This window comes from Pseudomonas sp. MM213 (genome assembly GCF_020423045.1).
In the GTDB taxonomy this organism is placed as follows: Bacteria; Pseudomonadota; Gammaproteobacteria; order Pseudomonadales; family Pseudomonadaceae; genus Aquipseudomonas; species Aquipseudomonas migulae.
This window is the reverse complement of record NZ_CP081943.1, coordinates 6,511,929-6,528,060: the sequence shown is the minus strand read 5'-3', so window position 1 is coordinate 6,528,060 and position 16,132 is coordinate 6,511,929. Positions and strand designations below refer to the sequence as shown.

General features: G+C 61.4%; 16 protein-coding genes and 1 riboswitch. Of the genes, 4 read left to right on the top strand and 12 right to left on the bottom strand.

Features of this window, described 5'->3' with window-relative positions; all coding sequences use genetic code 11:
* Nucleotides 1-115: 115 nt before the first annotated feature.
* The 6 genes from K5R88_RS29745 to cobO are packed head-to-tail and all read right to left on the bottom strand — an operon-like array spanning nt 116 to nt 6,109.
* Nucleotides 116-1,567 carry a cobyric acid synthase gene (locus K5R88_RS29745; RefSeq protein ID WP_226298844.1) on the bottom strand — a complete coding sequence of 484 codons (1,452 nt, stop codon included), beginning with the start codon at nt 1,565-1,567 and terminating at the stop codon, nt 116-118.
* Nucleotides 1,564-2,556 carry a threonine-phosphate decarboxylase CobD gene (gene cobD / locus K5R88_RS29740; protein ID WP_008039193.1) on the bottom strand — a complete coding sequence of 331 codons (993 nt, stop codon included), beginning with the start codon at nt 2,554-2,556 and terminating at the stop codon, nt 1,564-1,566. Before cobD ends, K5R88_RS29745 begins: the two co-directional genes overlap by 4 nt.
* Nucleotides 2,549-3,457, bottom strand: a complete 909-nt coding sequence (cbiB, locus tag K5R88_RS29735; protein WP_008033562.1) for an adenosylcobinamide-phosphate synthase CbiB — start codon at nt 3,455-3,457, stop codon at nt 2,549-2,551. Before cbiB ends, cobD begins: the two co-directional genes overlap by 8 nt.
* Nucleotides 3,454-4,104, bottom strand: coding sequence for a 5,6-dimethylbenzimidazole synthase (gene bluB / locus K5R88_RS29730; RefSeq protein WP_223451107.1), 651 nt, complete (start codon nt 4,102-4,104; stop codon nt 3,454-3,456). Before bluB ends, cbiB begins: the two co-directional genes overlap by 4 nt.
* Entirely contained in the window at nt 4,101-5,501 is a 1,401-nt protein-coding gene (locus tag K5R88_RS29725; protein ID WP_226298843.1) for a cobyrinate a,c-diamide synthase, read from the bottom strand. The genes bluB and K5R88_RS29725 overlap by 4 nt, the downstream gene beginning before the upstream one ends.
* Nucleotides 5,498-6,109, bottom strand: a complete 612-nt coding sequence (gene cobO, locus K5R88_RS29720) for a cob(I)yrinic acid a,c-diamide adenosyltransferase (RefSeq protein WP_008033559.1) — start codon at nt 6,107-6,109, stop codon at nt 5,498-5,500. The genes K5R88_RS29725 and cobO overlap by 4 nt, the downstream gene beginning before the upstream one ends.
* Nucleotides 6,110-6,190: 81 nt before the next feature.
* Nucleotides 6,191-6,425, bottom strand: a riboswitch (cobalamin riboswitch).
* Between the two features lie 154 nt (nt 6,426-6,579).
* Between cobO and K5R88_RS29715 the strand changes: the two genes are divergently transcribed.
* Nucleotides 6,580-7,164: a hypothetical protein gene (locus tag K5R88_RS29715; RefSeq protein WP_226298842.1), complete on the top strand. Its 585-nt coding sequence runs from the start codon at nt 6,580-6,582 to the stop codon at nt 7,162-7,164.
* Between the two features lie 68 nt (nt 7,165-7,232).
* Complete coding sequence (locus tag K5R88_RS29710; RefSeq protein WP_226298841.1) at nt 7,233-8,546, top strand: PQQ-dependent sugar dehydrogenase; 1,314 nt, start codon at nt 7,233-7,235, stop codon at nt 8,544-8,546.
* A 119-nt stretch (nt 8,547-8,665) separates the two neighbouring features.
* Here K5R88_RS29710 and K5R88_RS29705 read toward each other — a convergent pair whose 3' ends face one another.
* The 6 genes from K5R88_RS29705 to K5R88_RS29680 all read right to left on the bottom strand — a co-directional run bounded on the left by K5R88_RS29705 (nt 8,666) and on the right by K5R88_RS29680 (nt 14,037).
* On the bottom strand, nt 8,666-9,319 hold the full coding sequence (locus K5R88_RS29705; RefSeq protein ID WP_226298840.1) for a class I SAM-dependent methyltransferase: 654 nt from the start codon (nt 9,317-9,319) through the stop codon (nt 8,666-8,668).
* A gap of 15 nt (nt 9,320-9,334) precedes the next feature.
* Nucleotides 9,335-9,871, bottom strand: a complete 537-nt coding sequence (locus tag K5R88_RS29700; RefSeq protein ID WP_008033547.1) for a C40 family peptidase — start codon at nt 9,869-9,871, stop codon at nt 9,335-9,337.
* 220 nt (nt 9,872-10,091) lie between these two features.
* Nucleotides 10,092-10,718: a C40 family peptidase gene (locus K5R88_RS29695; protein WP_008033546.1), complete on the bottom strand. Its 627-nt coding sequence runs from the start codon at nt 10,716-10,718 to the stop codon at nt 10,092-10,094.
* A gap of 213 nt (nt 10,719-10,931) precedes the next feature.
* On the bottom strand, nt 10,932-11,636 hold the full coding sequence (gene hda, locus K5R88_RS29690; RefSeq protein WP_008033543.1) for a DnaA regulatory inactivator Hda: 705 nt from the start codon (nt 11,634-11,636) through the stop codon (nt 10,932-10,934).
* Between the two features lie 230 nt (nt 11,637-11,866).
* Nucleotides 11,867-12,940, bottom strand: a complete 1,074-nt coding sequence (locus K5R88_RS29685; protein WP_008033540.1) for an AI-2E family transporter — start codon at nt 12,938-12,940, stop codon at nt 11,867-11,869.
* A gap of 38 nt (nt 12,941-12,978) precedes the next feature.
* A complete protein-coding gene (locus K5R88_RS29680; protein WP_226298839.1) occupies nt 12,979-14,037 on the bottom strand; it encodes a DUF2066 domain-containing protein in 1,059 nt (352 codons plus the stop codon).
* Between the two features lie 385 nt (nt 14,038-14,422).
* Between K5R88_RS29680 and purM the strand changes: the two genes are divergently transcribed.
* Entirely contained in the window at nt 14,423-15,481 is a 1,059-nt protein-coding gene (gene purM / locus K5R88_RS29675) for a phosphoribosylformylglycinamidine cyclo-ligase (protein ID WP_008033526.1), read from the top strand.
* Entirely contained in the window at nt 15,481-16,131 is a 651-nt protein-coding gene (gene purN / locus K5R88_RS29670; protein ID WP_008033517.1) for a phosphoribosylglycinamide formyltransferase, read from the top strand. The genes purM and purN overlap by 1 nt, the downstream gene beginning before the upstream one ends.
* Nucleotide 16,132 lies beyond the last annotated feature (1 nt).

The window sequence follows — 16,132 nt, the reverse complement described above, 5'->3', positions numbered from 1 at the left end:
AAATAGGCGGTGCGGTCAATGGCCTCTTCGCGGGCAAGCCTCGCTCCTACGGGTTTGCGCGACTCTCGATCTTGTAGGAGCGAGGCTTGCCCGCGAAGGGGCCAGAACAGCCACCTCAAATCCCGCAGAGCTCACGCAACAGTCGGGTATCCAGATGCTTCTCCACCAAATCCGCCAACCGCTCGATATCTCGCTCACGCAACCCGTGATAATCCACTTCCTGCACATCCTGCAAACCCGCCCAGCGCAACAGCGCACTGCACGCCGCCGGCGATTCAAACAGGCCATGCAGGTAGGTGCCGAAAATCTGCCCGTCGCCACTTTGCGCGCCATCGCAACGGCCATCGTCCAGCTGCACGGCGGCATTTTCCAATGCCGGGCCGGTGGTGACGCCGGCATGAATTTCGTAGCCGCTGACCGGCGCATCTTCCAGCGCCAGACGCCCGCATACATTGCGCAACTGCTTCTCTTCTTCAAGCTGCGTTTCGAACGCCAGCAACCCCAAACCGGCGCTGGAGCCCGGCGCACCTTCAAGGCCCAACGGATCGTGCACCTGCTCGCCGAGCATCTGCAGGCCGCCGCAAATACCCAGGACTTTTCCGCCGTAGCGCAGATGACGGGCGATGGCGGTTTCCCAGCCGTTGGCGCGCAGATACGCAAGGTCGCTGCGCACGCTTTTCGAGCCAGGAAGAATGATCAGGTCGGCGGGCGGTATCGCCTGGCCGGGGCCGATAAATTGCAGGTCGACTTGCGGGTGCAGGCGCAGCGGATCGAAGTCGGTGTGGTTGCTGATGCGCGGCAACACCGGCACCACCACTTTGAGCACTTGATCGGCCTTGTCGGCCTGGCGCTGATCGATGCCGTCCTCGGCTTCCAGGTGCAGGTCCATCACGTACGGCAGAACGCCAATCACCGGTTTGCCGGTGCGTGCTTCCAGCCAGTCGAGGCCCGGTTGCAGCAAAGCAATGTCGCCGCGAAAACGGTTGATGATGAAGCCTTTGACCCGTGCCTGCTCGCTCGGCGACAGCAGTTCGAGGGTGCCTACCAGATGCGCGAACACCCCGCCGCGATTGATGTCGGCGATCAATACAACAGGGCAATCCACTGCCTCGGCGAACCCCATGTTGGCGATGTCGCCGGCGCGCAGATTGATCTCGGCCGGTGAGCCTGCGCCTTCGACCATGACCACTGGATACGCCGCGCTCAGTCGCGCATGGGAAGCCAGCACCGCTTGCATGGCGATGGCTTTGTAGTCGTGATAGGCGACCGCGTTCATGGTCGTGACGGCGCGCCCATGGATGATCACCTGGGCACCGGTGTCGCTGTTGGGTTTGAGCAATACCGGGTTCATGTCGGTGTGCGGTTCGAGGTTGGCGGCCTGAGCCTGCACGGCTTGCGCGCGGCCGATCTCGCCACCGTCAGCAGTCACGGCGCTGTTGAGCGCCATGTTCTGCGGTTTGAACGGCACCACGCGCACACCCTGCCGCGTGACCCAGCGACACAACGCCGTCACCAGCGTGCTTTTACCGGCGTCCGACGTAGTGCCTTGCACCATCAGCGTAGTCATCGGCTTTCCTTGGCGTAATCTGTAAACGCTTGCGCGAGACGGGTCCAGTCGGCTTCTTCGCCGGGCAGGCCGAAACGCAGGCTGCTGTTGTGGGTGAACAACCGCAGCAGGATGCCGCGCCGGGCCATGAACTCATGCAACTCTTCGGCGCACTCGGTCACCAGCCATTGAAACAACGCGCAACCGCCCTGAGGTTTGAAGCCGTGTTCTTCAAGCAACAGCGCCAGCCGTTTGCTGGCTTCTTCGGTACGCAGACGTTGTCTGGCGTGGCCTTCGGCATCCTTCAGGCAGGCTTGCCCCAACACGCGGGTCGGCCCGCTGACGGCCCAGGGGCCGACTTGTTCGGCGAGCAACTTGAGCAACTTGCGCTCCGCCAGTACGAAGCCCAAGCGCACCCCGGCCAGACCAAAAAACTTGCCGAAGGAACGCAGCACGATCAAGCCCACCATATGGGCACATGGCGCCAGACTCAGTTGCGGCGTGTTGTCCATGAACGCTTCGTCGACCACCAGCCAGCCGCCGCGCTGCGCCAGCCTGGAATGCCAGTCGAGCAGACGGCTCGGGGTCAGGCTCAAACCCGTCGGATTGTTCGGATTGACCACCACCAGCACATCGAGACTGTCGAGGAAGAAGTCGACTTCCTGCTCCAGCACTTCACGCACGATGTAACCGTTGCGACGCCAGGCTTCGGCGTGCTCGGCGTAACACGGCGACAGCACGCCCACCTTGCCGTCCCGCCGCAAACGCGGCAGCAACTGGATCGCCATTTGCGAACCGGCCACCGGCAACACCTGCGCGGTGCCGTAATAATCACAGGCGGCCTGCTCCAGACCGTCATCGTTTTCCGGTAACCGTGCCCAGGCGCGCAACGGAATGTCCGGGACAGGAAACGGCCAGGGCGCGAGGCCGCTGGACAGGTCAAGCCAATCGGCTTCGGCGATACCGTATTCGAGCGCGGCCTTGCGCAACCGTCCACCGTGTTCAAGCATAGAATTCAGCTCCCACGCAGAGAATCAGCAGCCATAACCATACCCCGCGCTGGACCAATTGCCAGCCACGGTCAATGGAGTCGGCATCCGCCGGCACGCCTTCGCCCAGCTGCGGACGCTGATGCAACTCGCCGTGATAAATCGCCGCCCCGCCCAACTCGACACCCAGCGCACCGGCTCCCGCAGCCATCACCGGCCCGGCGTTCGGGCTGTCCCAGGTCGGGCCCTGGGTGCGCCAGCATTTCAGTGCAAGTCGGGTTTTGCCCAGCAGCGCGTAGGTCAACGCCACCAGCCGCGCCGGAATGTAGTTGAGCACGTCGTCGATTTTCGCCGCCGCCCAGCCAAACCGTTCGAAGCGTTCGTTGCGATAGCCCCACATCGCATCCAGCGTATTGCTCAATCGGTAGAGCACCACGCCCGGCGCACCGGCCACGGCAAACCAGAACAGCGCAGCAAACACTGCGTCGCTGCCGTTCTCCAACACCGATTCGGTAGCAGCGCGGGCGACTTCGGTTTGATCCAGTTCGCTGGTCTGGCGACTGACCAGATAGCCGACGCGTGTGCGCGCCTCCTCCAGATCATCACTGCGCAGGGCCTTGGCAACCGGCTCGACGTGCTCACCGAGACTGCGCAGGCCGAGGGCGCAATAGAGCGCGAGAATCTCGACGATCCAGCCAACGTAAGGCGCCCAGGAAAACGCCGTGGCCAGCAAGGTCAGCGGCAACACCGCAATCACCCATGCCGTGACACCGTGGCTGCGCCAGCCGCGCCCGCCACCATTGAAACGTTGCTCGATGCGGTCGGCAAAACGGCCGAACGCCACCAGCGGATGCCAGCGTTTGGGTTCACCCAGCAGCGCATCCAGCGCAACCGCGGCGACACTCAACAACGCCACACTCATTGACTCACTCCCCAATAATTTTCGTACAGCATTTCACTGAGCGGGCGCGCTTGCGCCCAGCCTTCGAGTACCAGCATCGGCGCCGGATAGAATTCCTTGACCGGGCCCAGGCAAAGAACAGCCAAAGGCTTGGCCCCTGCGGGCAAACCCAGCAGGTCGGCCAGGGCTTGCGGCTCGAACAAAGAGACCCAGCCCATGCCGAGTCCTTCGGCACGGGACGCCAGCCACAGGTTCTGGATCGCGCAGGACAACGACGCCATGTCCATTTCCGGCAAGGTGCGACGGCCAAAGATGTGCCGCTCGCGATCGTCCATCAGCGCAGCGACCAGCACTTCGGCGCAGTCGTTGATGCCTTCGACTTTCAACTTCATGAATTCGTCGGTGCGCTCGCCGAGGGCTTCGGCGGTGCGCATGCGCTCCTCTTCCACCAGCAACTGGATCTTGCCGCGCAGGGCCCGGTCGCTGATGCGGATGAACCGCCAGGGCTGCATCAAGCCGACGCTTGGCGCCTGGTGCGCGGCGTCGAGCAGGCGCCGGAGCAACTCGGGTTCGACGGTGCCGCCGCTGAAGTGGCGCATGTCGCGGCGTTCGGCGATGGCTCGGTAGACCGCTTCGCGTTCGGCCTGACTGAATGCGTTGTCAGTCATGGCCTCTTCGCGAGCAGGCTCGCTCCCACATTTGAGGCTGTACCACCTGAAGAAACGCGGTCCCCTGTGGGAGCGAGCCTGCTCGCGATGGCGGTCTGAAGGTCAGGCGCAAACAACGCGGCAATCGCGGTCGGATTCGACGGAAAATAAAAATGCACATAAGAAGCGGTCATCCGCCCCTCACGATAAACCGCCTCCGCCCCACGCCCGCCATTCGGGCTCATACCACGAGCAATCGGCTCAAGCTCGGTGCTGGTCAGCGAGTGATGATAGGTATGCCCGCGCAGCGAACCTTCCGGCAAGTCAACCGCCTGCAACGCCAGCGCCGCCAATCGTTTCTGCATCACCGCATCACCGGTCAGCAAACCAACCAGCTCCGCCCGCGTGCCTTCGACATCGGTCAGCGAATCGAGCAAATACAACATGCCGCCACACTCGGCCAGCAAGGGTTTACCCACCGCGTGATGAGCGCGGATGGCGTTGAGCATTTGAGTATTCCGAGACAGCGCCACATGGTGCAATTCCGGGTAGCCGCCCGGCAGATAGAGGCTGTCAGCCTCCGGCAATTGGGTGTCGCGGATCGGCGAGAAGAATGACAATTCGGCGCCCATGGCCCGGAGCAAATCCAGGCTCGCACCGTAGGTGAAAGCGAACGCCTCATCACGGGCCACGGCGATTCGGACACCGGCCAGCAACGGCTCGGCGGCGATCACTTCTGGAGCGGCGAATTCCACAGGCGGTGGCAGCGTAACGTCGCAGCTGTTGGCCAGCGATTCGGCCGCCGCGTCGAGGCGCAGGTCGAGGTCATTCAGCTCGCTGGCTTGCACCAGACCAAGATGCCGACTCGGCAGCTCGATCCCGGTTTCCCGGGACAACGCGCCGTACCAGCGCAAGCCTTCGGTCAGGCTGCCTTCGAGCAATTGCGCATGGCGCAAGGTGCCCACGCGGTTGGCCAGCACGCCGGCGAACGGCAAGTCCGGCTGATACTTCGCCAGCCCCAGCGCCAGCGCACCAAAGGTCTGCGCCATCGCCGTGCCGTCGATCACCCCGAGCACCGGCACACCAAAGTGCCGCGCCAGATCGGCGCTGGACGGCGTGCCGTCGAACAGGCCCATGACACCTTCGATCAGGATCAGGTCCGCTTCACCGGCGGCTTCCCACAACAGTCGACGACTTTCCTGCTCGCCGACCATCCACATGTCCAGTTGATACACCGGCGCACCGCTGGCGCGCTCGAGAATCATCGGGTCGAGAAAGTCCGGGCCGCATTTGAACACGCGCACCTTGCGTCCCTGATTGCGATGCAAACGGGCCAGCGCGGCGGTGACGGTGGTCTTGCCCTGACCGGAGGCCGGCGCGGCAATCAAGACCGCCGGGCAATGACGTGGTTGATTCACAGCTCGACGCCTTTTTGCGCTTTGATCCCGGCCTGGAAAGCGTGTTTGATGACGCCCATTTCAGTGACAGTGTCAGCCAGCTCGATCATTTCCGGCTTGGCGCCGCGACCCGTGACGACCACGTGTTGCATCGGCGGACGCGCCTGCAAGTCGCTGAGCACCTGATCGAGGTCAAGGTAGCCGTGCTTGAGGGCGATGTTCAGTTCATCGAGCACCACCAGGCCAATCGACGGATCGCGCAACAGTTCGCGGGACACTTCCCACGCGGCTTCGGCGGCGGCGATGTCACGCTGGCGGTCCTGGGTTTCCCAGGTAAAGCCCTCGCCCATCACATGAAAACGCACCTGCTCCGGGAAGCGTCGGAAGAACAACTCTTCGCCCGTGCTGCTGCGCCCCTTGATGAACTGCACCACGCCGCACTGCATGCCGTGGCCCATCGAGCGGGCGAGCATGCCGAAAGCCGAGCTGCTTTTGCCCTTGCCGTTACCGGTCAGCACCAGCAGCAGGCCGCATTCATTCGGGGAGTTGGCGATGCGTTCGTCGATCACGGCTTTTTTGCGCAGCATACGCGCCAGATGGCGTTCGTCACGATCGGGAGTATCAGTCATGGGGGAGCTCTCCGTTGAGGCTGGATAACGGCGGGCAGGCACAAGAATAGACGGCAAGAAGCCTGGCATCGCCCACCGTGATGCCGCTGAATGGATCAGGCCGGTCTCCGGGCTCATGAGCGGCGTTTCGCCTGACTGCGCGCCTTCCCATATCGACATTCGACACAGTGGCTCAAGGCGCAGCCTTCACTCATTTACCGTTGCGGGGGCAGCGCCGGGATCGTGACTGTTCATGAATTGAACGAGCGCACTCACCGGCTTCCCTGTTTCACTCTGTCGACCGACGCCACAGAGCACCTGAAACAAGCCGCGAAGGTTAGAGGGTTGGGGGTGGAGCGTCAATTAAAGCCGGGAGACCGTCGGGCGAATAACTGCCGTCGATCAATAAAATGACGCCAATCTTGTGCCACACTCCTAGCAGTGATATCAAAGCGCCACAACCTGACAACACAATAACAAGGGTGAGCCACATGCAAGGCATGACCATCAGCAATCCGAAGCTGGAATTCCTGCGCCCGGTGCTGGAGCGCTGGTTTGACTGTATCGACCGCTACAACGCGGTGCGCGGCGATAACGACACGCCTTACTGGTACGACGAAAAAGCCAACCTCGGCTTGCTCTCGGCTGCCGCGTGGATGGCGGAAATGGTCACGCTGCAGAACACACCCACCCGCAAACAAAACGAGGAAGGCGAACGCAACGCCCGCGCCGACCTGTTCATCGCCAGCAGCGAAGAACGCGCCTTCCTCCAGACCACCCAGCGTTGGCCACGGGTCAACAGCTTGAACCTGACGCAGGCCCTGGCCGATATCACCAGCGACGCCAAGCGCATCAGCTACGCCAGCGACCTGAAACTCGGCTGCCTGTTCGTCGCCCCGCAAAAGGCCCAGCACGGCGCCACGCCGGAAGAACTTCAGGACATGGTCGACGACCTGCAAAAGGAACACAGCTGCGCGGTCGCCTGGTATTTCCCCTACGCCTACCGCAAGTTGCGCAACGAAGCGGGCAACTATCATCCCGGCATCGCCGTACTGTTCAAGGAAGCCCGCGGCTGACCGGTTGAACCATCGCGGGTTTGCACTTCTCTATTGATCAGGTCACTGCATTTATAGGGAAGATCAGCATGCACAAGCCCCGGCTCGTTCTCGTCATCGCCCTCACAGGAGGGCTCGCTGCCTGCAGCGAGACCTCCACCCTGCAAGTCTCCGACGGCACCGGCCCGTCCCCTCGACTGCCAGAACCGAACAAGACCCTGATCCCGACAGTGAACATCGCCCCGGCAATCGGCTGGCCGGACGGCGCGAAACCCACGGTGGCAGCGGGTACGCAAGTGGCGGCATTTGCTGAAAACCTCGATCACCCGCGTTGGCTCTACGTGCTGCCGAACGGCGACGTGCTCGTCGCCGAAACCAATGCGCCGCCCAAACCCGATGATGGCAAAGGCGTTAGAGGCTGGGTCATGAAGAAAGCCATGGGCCGCGCCGGTGCCGGCGTCCCGAGCCCGAACCGCATCACGTTGCTGCGCGACAAAGACCACGACGGCATCGCCGAAACTCGCACGGTGTTCCTGGAAAACCTCAATTCGCCCTTCGGCATGACCCTGGTCGGCAACGACCTGTATGTCGCCGACACGGACCGCTTGCTGCGATTTCACTACCAGGACGGCGCCACGACCATCAAGTCGCCGCCGATCAAAGTGGTTGATCTGCCGGGCGGCACGCTGAATCACCACTGGACCAAAAACGTGATCGCCAGCAAGGACGGCAGCAAGCTGTACGTCACGGTGGGCTCCAACAGCAACGTCGCCGAAAACGGCATGGATCAGGAAGAAGGTCGCGCGGCGATCTGGGAAGTGGATCGCGCCACCGGCAAGCATCGAATTTTCGCCTCGGGCCTGCGCAATCCCAACGGCATGGCCTGGGAACCGCGGAGCGGCGCGTTGTGGACGGCGGTCAACGAGCGGGATGAAATCGGCAGCGACCTGGTGCCGGACTACATCACCTCGGTCAAGGACGGCGGGTTCTATGGCTGGCCTTACAGCTACTACGGCCAGCACGTCGACATTCGCGTCGAGCCGCAAAACCCGGACCTGGTGGCCAAGGCCATTGCTCCGGACTACGCGGTCGGCCCGCATACCGCCTCACTGGGTCTGACGTTCGCTGAAGGCAACAGGCTGCCAGCGCAATTCAAGGAAGGCGTGTTCATTGGCCAGCATGGTTCATGGAACCGCAAGCCGCACAGTGGCTACAAAGTGATTTTCGTGCCGTTCAGTGCCGGCAAACCGAACGGAAGCCCGGTTGATGTGCTCACGGGTTTCCTCAATGACGAGGAAAAAGCCATGGGCCGGCCGGTGGGTGTGGTGATTGATCAGCAGGGAGATTTGCTGGTGGCGGATGATGTGGGGAATAAGGTGTGGCGGGTGTCGGCAACCCAGTAACTACGCCACACACATACCCTGTAGGAGCAAGCTTGCTCGCGATAGCGGTGCATCAGGCAACATCAATGTTGGATGTACTGCCCTTATCGCGAGCAAGCTCGCTCCCACAGGGATCAGCGTTACCGCTTGCGGCAGAGGGTTAAACCATCGCCCAGCGGCAACAACGACAGATCCACACGCGAGTCATCCTTCAAGGCGCGATTGAGCGCCTGGATAGCGCGAGTGTCTGCGCTTTCGGGATTCGGCTCCAGCACCCTCCCGCTCCACAGGGTGTTATCGAACACCGCCAGGCCACCGACGCGCAGCAGACGCAGCGCGTGCTCCAGGTAGGCCGGATAGTTGGCCTTGTCGGTATCAATGAAAATCAAATCGAATTGACCGGGTTGATCCAGCCGAGCCAGGGTTTCCAGCGCAGGCGCCAGGCGCAGGTCAATTCGTTCGGCGACGCCCGCTTCCTTCCAGTAACGGAGCGCCGTGGCGTTGTAGTCGCCGGGGATATCACAGCAAATCAGCGAACCGTCATCCGGCAATGCCGCCGCCATGCACAACGCGCTGTAACCGGTGAAGGTGCCGACTTCCAGCAAACGCCTCGCGCCGGTGAGCTTCACCAGCAATGCGAGGAACTGCCCCTGCTCCGGCGCCACCTGCCAGCGCGCCATCGGCAGCGCCTGGGTTTCATCGCGCAAACGCTTGAGCAGCGGCGTTTCCCTAAGGGAAACGTCGAGCAGGTATTGATACAGGGAATCGTCGATATTGAGTGTGCGGGCGGTCATGACGACCTCTGCGAACTAGGGGTTACGCGCCAGATGCTCGGGTTGCAGAACACGCTTGGCGCTCAGGTAAGCTTTCTGCCAATACGCTTTGGACAAGCTGTCGAGCTTCACCGTGCCGCCAGTGGCTGGCGCATGGACGAAACGACCTTCGCCAACGTAGATCCCGGCATGGCTGACCTGGGAGCCGCCATTGGTGGCGAAGAAAACCAGGTCGCCGGTTTGCAAGCCTTCCTTGCCGACATTGGCTGCCTGCATGCTGATCATCTCGCGCGTGGTGCGTGGCAGGGAAATGCCCGTCACGTCACGGTAGACATAACCGATCAGACCGCTGCAATCGAACCCGGAATCTGGCGTATTGCCGCCCCAGCGATAAGGCGTGCCCACGAGGCCCAAGGCGCGAAACAACACGTCTTCCGCCTCAGGCGAAAAGGGTTGCGCGGAGCCGAAGACAATGGGTGCGCGAACCACCGGCGCAGGTGGCGGTGTGCGGCTGGCGCAGGCACTGAGCAGCGCTGCGAAGAACATGAGTGCGAGGCGGGCCGACATCGTCATAAGCAGAACATCCTGATCTGGCTGCGGCTTTTTCCACCGGAAAGGCAGAAAAGAAAACCGCCTGCGCAGGACGCAGGCGGTTTGCCATCAATAATAGATCAGGATTCTAGCGGGTACGCGGCAAACTTCAAGTAAGACTTTAAGTTCGCCTTACAAACTGTCCGCCTACTCTGTTGCAGAGAGGCCGTTGCCGCCACTGATGTGGCGACAGGCTGGACAATTACTTGCGTGCAGTGACCACGGTCGGGGCCATCGCAAGTGCGCGCTTGGCTTCGATGAAGGTTTTGCTCCAGTAGCTGTCGCCCAGGCTATCGACCCGGACACCACCGCTTTTGCGGCTGCTGGAGTGGATGAACTGGTTGTCACCCAGGTAGATCCCGGCGTGACTGACACGACCGCGGCGACCATTGGTGGCGAAGAACAGTAGATCGCCCGGCTTGAGCGCGCTACGGGAAACCAGTGGCGCGTCAACGTTGATCATTTCGCGAGTGGAACGCGGCAGGTTCATGCCGGCCTCTTCACGAAACAGGTAACCGATGAAGCCGCTGCAATCGAAGCCAGCCTCGGAGGTGCCGCCGAAACGGTAACGGGTACCGATCAAGGACATGCCACGCTCGAGGATGCTGTCGGCCAGAACCGGAAGCTGGTAGGACTTGCCGTCGGCGAAGTCTGCCAGTTCTTTATCGGTGGCCAGCTCTTCCTGGAAAAGAACGGAAGAAGATTGCGCAGTAACTGAATTTTTAACCTGCTGTTGTTGCTCTTGCTGGGACACTGGAGAGTGAGCAGCGCAACCGAACAACAGGGTGACGAGTGCGAGAGGCACGAGGGGTGCGAAGCGATTTAGCATGGGCACGACCGTGGCTGATAGTTGTAAAGAAGCCGAGACTATGCCCGCTATCAACCTCATTTGCAAATTCAATCGAACTTTATGTGACTTCTTGGTTTCGCGTTTACATCTAAGCGCTTAAGCCCCATTTAGACGCTCGCGCAGCCTGCCCCGTGCAGGAAAGCGGATTTTGTGGCGCCTGAAATATGCCGCAGCCCCTGAAAAACCTGGGCCTTACCAGCCCAACGTTTCTTTCAGGAACGGAATGGTCAGCTTGCGTTGAGCTTGAAGGGAGGCCTGATCGAGACGCTCAAGCAGCTCGAACAACGCGCTCATGCTGCGAGTACCGCGAGTCAAAATAAAATGCCCGACTTCGTCGGTCAGGTGCAGGCCGCGACGGGATGCACGCAGTTGCAAGGCACGCAATTTGTCTTCGTCGGACAGCGGACGCATCTGGAAGATCAGCGCCAGGGTCAGACGGGATTTCAGGTCCGCCAGCTTCACCGGCAATTCGCGCGGCGAGGTCGATGCCGCAATCAGCAAACGCCGACCGCTGTCACGCAGGCGATTGAACAGATGGAACAACGCCTCTTCCCAATCCGCGCGCCCGGCAACCGCTTGCAAGTCGTCGAGGCAGACCAGTTCGTATTGTTCGAGGTTGTCGAGGATTTCGATACCGCGATCCAGCAGCTCGGCCAACGGCAGGTACACCGCCGGCTCCCCCAACTGTTCAAAGCGCAGACAGGCCGCCTGCAGCAGATGCGTACGCCCTACCCCGTCCTTGCCCCAGAGATAAATCAGGCTTTCGGTCCAGCCGGCGTCGGCTTCGCAAAGCCGCTCGACATAGCCGAGTGCAGCGGCATTGGCGCCTGGGTAGTAATTGATAAAGGTAGCGTCATCACGCAGACGCACACCTAGGGGCAGCTGAATCGGTTTCATGCTGACTGAACAGTTCCAAAGGAACCGTTAGTGGCCTCTGTGTAAAGTTTGCGAAGTTTATACCCGTGACGCTGACCGCACAATGCGACAGACCATAAGCAAAATCAAAGGTTTGCGTTATCGCACCGGTTTTATGACTGTTTCTTTGGCGGCGCATGTGACAGCCACGCAAGGGATGCGGGCCAGCCTGGTACTGAACCAGGCCGCCCGCGATGGGTCATCAGCGAACCTTACAGCTCAGGTTCATCGACGCCACTGTAGATATCAGAATCTTTATACAAATCATGCACATGGCGCACCAGCACCATGATCACCGCCGCCACCGGGAGCGCCAGCAGCACGCCGGTAAAACCGAACAGTTCACCGCCGGCCAAAATCGCAAAGATCACCGCCACCGGATGCAGGCCGATCCGGTCGCCCACCAGCAACGGCGTCAGCACCATGCCTTCCAGCGCCTGGCCGACCATGAACACCGCAACGATGCCAATCATCGGGTACAGGTCGCCACCAAACTGGAACAGACCGGCAATCAACGCCGCGCCAATCCCGATGACAAACCCCATGTACGGCACAATCGCCGCCAGACCGGCGATCATCCCGATCAGCAACCCCAGCTCGAGCCCTACCAGCATCAGGCCCGCCGAATAGATCACACCCAGCGCCACCATGACCAGCAGCTGCCCGCGTACGAACGCCCCCAGCACTTCATGGCATTCGCCGGCCAGAATCACGACGCGCTCTTCACGAGCGCGGGGCAACAGGCTGCGGATCTTGGCCATCATCACGTCCCAGTCCCGCAGCAGGTAAAAGCTCACCACCGGGATCAGCACCAGATTGGCCAGCCAACCGATCAACGCAAGGCCGGAAGCGGTCGCCTGACTCAACACCATGCCGACAATGTCGGTGGTCTGGCCCATGTGTTCGCTGATTGCCGCCTTGAGCTTGTCGAATTTCCAGAAGCCATCCGATAACCCGAACTTCGATTGCGCCCACGGCAATGCAGTGTGCTGCAACCAGTCGAGCATCTGTGGCGCCAGCTCATACAAGCGGAACAACTGCTTGGCGAGCATCGGCACCAGCACCAGCAGCAACGTGGTGAAAATCAAAGAGAACAACGCGAACACCGCCACCACGCCCCAGGTCCGCGAGAGCCCGGCCTTTTCCAGGCGATCCACCAGCGGGTCGAACAAGTAGGCCAACAACAGCGCCACCAGGAACGGCGTCAAAATCGGATGCAACAGCCAGATAAACGCGCAGAGCAGAACCACTCCACCCAACCAGAACCAACGCCGCGTATCGGCCATGTACCACTCCATATCCATCTATATAAAGAAAGAAAACCTTACCAACGGAAACGCAGTTGCGGCACCGGTGCAGGCGCTGGCGCAACAGCGGGCGCCGAACCCTGGGCCACCGGCTGGACAGGCACCGTCGGAGCCGGCGCCTCACCCGCCGGAACCTCCTGCAACTTCGCCAGCGACAACTGCGAGCGCAACTGCTCGGCACTGCCATTGACCCGGTAGAGAATACGGTTACCGTCAACACTTTGCAGACGCGCGCCAAACGGCTCAAGCAAACGCCCCAGCGTTGCATAGTGCTCCAGATTCATGCCTTGCACTTCCAGCAATTGCTCACCCGAAGCACCTGGCTTGACCACAAACCGTGGCGCCAGACGCTGACTGACCGCCAGCAGCACCGCGTCAGCCACAGCGGCCTGATCCGCGCCCTGCACGCTGCCCGCCTCCTTCTGATCGCCCAGCCACAAATGCCATTTGGCCTGCCACTGACCGCCCTCCTCCCGCGCATGCACCGCCAGCAAGGCATCGGCGTTGTAACGCTCCGATGCACCGCGCAGTGGCGCTGCATCCGTACCTTCCAGATTCGGTGCAGTGGCGACCAATTGTTCACTCAAGTCCGCCAATGGCAGACGCAGCGGCAGACCACGATGCTGTGCGGCACGACGTAGCGGCGCAGCAGCGGCCTGGCCATCACCGACCAGACTCGAACCTTCGGCGGAATCATTCAACCACCAACCGAGGATCGACGGCCGGTTCGCCCCCCACAGCGACAGCCCGGCACGGCGCAACGCCTGTTCGGTGGAGGTCGGATCGAAATCGACTTTCAGCACTTCCGGCGGGCCGGCGTCGAAGCCGTACTGACTGATGATCTGCTGCGGGTCCTTGCGGACGGCCGCCAACCCCGGACTTTGCGCCGCCTTGGGGTCTCCGGTCAGGCGCAATACCAGCGTGTCGAGCGCGCGCTGGGTGGCTTGATCGCGCTCTTCAGGCGCCTGACTGGTGACTGGCTCGCGCACCTGATAAAGGCCTTTTACGGTTTCAGCATGACTCGCCAGGCTGACCAGGGACAAACAACCCACAAACAATGATCTGAAAAAACGCATGGAGGATTCCTGACGACAAGAGCGGCTGGAACTGACCGCATGAAGACAATCGAGCAAGGCTGTGACCATCGCCCGACGCAAAACATTCACACGTCCCGGTTAAGTTTTTCGCACTGCCATAACGATAGACGGTTAATCGCGATACCTTATACAGCCAAGCGGGAGACGACCAACACGGGCAATTACGGTTTTTTTGTATCGATATGCCCCTGCTGTCGGCCTGAGGATGGCCGCTGCCCCTCAAGCCTGATAAAATCGCGCGCCTTCGCAGACCGGCAACAGCCGGGCAGTGTCGGAATAGCGCGCATGGCACTCGCCTTCGTCTGTTCCGACAGCCCCACTGGACCCGGTCGTTACCCCTGAATCCCCCCTAAAGGCCTGGATCATGAGCAAGCAACCCTCCCTGAGCTACAAGGACGCCGGTGTAGACATCGACGCCGGTGAAGCATTGGTCGAACGCATCAAGAGCGTCGCCAAGCGCACTGCGCGCCCGGAAGTCATGGGCGGCCTGGGCGGTTTCGGCGCCCTCTGCGAAATCCCGGCCGGCTACAAGCAGCCTGTGCTGGTTTCCGGCACCGACGGCGTCGGCACCAAGCTGCGCCTGGCGCTGAACCTGAACAAACACGACAGCATCGGCATCGACCTGGTCGCCATGTGCGTGAACGACCTGGTGGTCTGCGGCGCCGAGCCGTTGTTCTTCCTCGACTACTACGCCACCGGCAAACTCAACGTCGAAACCGCGACCCAGGTCGTGACCGGTATCGGCGCAGGCTGCGAACTGTCCGGCTGCTCCCTGGTCGGCGGCGAAACCGCTGAAATGCCTGGCATGTACGAAGGCGAAGACTACGACCTGGCCGGTTTCTGCGTCGGCGTCGTGGAGAAATCCGAAATCATCGACGGTTCGAAAGTCGCTGCCGGCGATGCCCTGCTCGCCCTGCCGTCTTCCGGCCCGCACTCCAACGGCTACTCGCTGATCCGCAAGATCATCGAAGTGTCGGGTGCCGACATCGAAAACATCCAGCTCGACGGCAAACCGCTGACCGACCTGCTGATGGCCCCGACCCGCATCTACGTGAAGCCGCTGTTGAAGCTGATCAAGGAGACCGGCGCGGTCAAAGCCATGGCCCACATCACCGGTGGCGGCCTGCTGGACAACATCCCGCGTGTACTGCCGAAAGGCGCTCAAGCGGTGGTTGACGTGGCGAGCTGGAACCGCCCTGCCGTGTTCGACTGGCTGCAAGAGAAAGGCAACGTCGACGAAAACGAAATGCACCGCGTACTGAACTGCGGCGTCGGCATGGTGATCTGCGTGGCTCAAGAGCACGTTGAAACCGCGCTGAACGTACTGCGTGAAGCTGGCGAGCAGCCTTGGGTCATTGGTCAGATCGCCACCGCTGCCGAAGGCGCGGCCCAGGTAGAACTAAAGAACCTCAAGGCTCATTAATGTCCGTCACCTGTGATGTGGTGGTGCTGCTGTCCGGCACCGGCAGTAACTTGCAGGCCTTGATCGACAGCACGCGGACCGGCGACAGCCCGGTCCGCATCGCTGCGGTGATTTCCAACCGCGCCGACGCCTACGGCCTGCAACGCGCCAGGGAGGCGGGTATCGACACCCGCTCGCTGGATCACAAGGCTTTCGAAGGCCGCGAAGCCTTCGATGCCGCGCTGATCGAACTGATCGACGCTTTCAATCCCAAACTCGTGGTCCTGGCCGGTTTCATGCGCATCCTGAGCGCTGATTTCGTGCGTCACTACGCGGGTCGCCTGCTCAACATCCATCCCTCGCTGCTGCCCAAATACAAAGGGTTACACACTCATCAGCGCGCGCTGGAGGCCGGCGACACTGAACACGGCTGTTCCGTGCACTTTGTCACCGAGGAACTCGATGGCGGACCACTGGTCGTACAGGCAGTAATACCGGTAGAGTTGCACGATTCGCCGCAGAGTCTGGCGCAGCGAGTTCATACCCAGGAACACCTTATCTACCCGATGGCCGTACGCTGGTTTGCCGAAGGTCGCTTATCACTCGGTGAACAAGGTGCTTTACTGGATGGCAAGTTACTCGCGGCCAGTGGCCACTTGATTCGAACCTAGG

Coding starts and splice junctions, on each gene's coding strand:
- K5R88_RS29745 (WP_226298844.1), bottom strand. CDS start 1,567: ATGACTACGCTGATGGTGCAAGGCACTACGTCGGACGCCGGTAAAAGC.
- cobD (WP_008039193.1), bottom strand. CDS start 2,556: ATGCTTGAACACGGTGGACGGTTGCGCAAGGCCGCGCTCGAATACGGT.
- cbiB (WP_008033562.1), bottom strand. CDS start 3,457: ATGAGTGTGGCGTTGTTGAGTGTCGCCGCGGTTGCGCTGGATGCGCTG.
- bluB (WP_223451107.1), bottom strand. CDS start 4,104: ATGACTGACAACGCATTCAGTCAGGCCGAACGCGAAGCGGTCTACCGA.
- cobO (WP_008033559.1), bottom strand. CDS start 6,109: ATGACTGATACTCCCGATCGTGACGAACGCCATCTGGCGCGTATGCTG.
- K5R88_RS29715 (WP_226298842.1), top strand. CDS start 6,580: ATGCAAGGCATGACCATCAGCAATCCGAAGCTGGAATTCCTGCGCCCG.
- K5R88_RS29710 (WP_226298841.1), top strand. CDS start 7,233: ATGCACAAGCCCCGGCTCGTTCTCGTCATCGCCCTCACAGGAGGGCTC.
- K5R88_RS29705 (WP_226298840.1), bottom strand. CDS start 9,319: ATGACCGCCCGCACACTCAATATCGACGATTCCCTGTATCAATACCTG.
- K5R88_RS29700 (WP_008033547.1), bottom strand. CDS start 9,871: ATGACGATGTCGGCCCGCCTCGCACTCATGTTCTTCGCAGCGCTGCTC.
- K5R88_RS29695 (WP_008033546.1), bottom strand. CDS start 10,718: ATGCTAAATCGCTTCGCACCCCTCGTGCCTCTCGCACTCGTCACCCTG.
- hda (WP_008033543.1), bottom strand. CDS start 11,636: ATGAAACCGATTCAGCTGCCCCTAGGTGTGCGTCTGCGTGATGACGCT.
- K5R88_RS29685 (WP_008033540.1), bottom strand. CDS start 12,940: ATGGCCGATACGCGGCGTTGGTTCTGGTTGGGTGGAGTGGTTCTGCTC.
- K5R88_RS29680 (WP_226298839.1), bottom strand. CDS start 14,037: ATGCGTTTTTTCAGATCATTGTTTGTGGGTTGTTTGTCCCTGGTCAGC.
- purM (WP_008033526.1), top strand. CDS start 14,423: ATGAGCAAGCAACCCTCCCTGAGCTACAAGGACGCCGGTGTAGACATC.
- purN (WP_008033517.1), top strand. CDS start 15,481: ATGTCCGTCACCTGTGATGTGGTGGTGCTGCTGTCCGGCACCGGCAGT.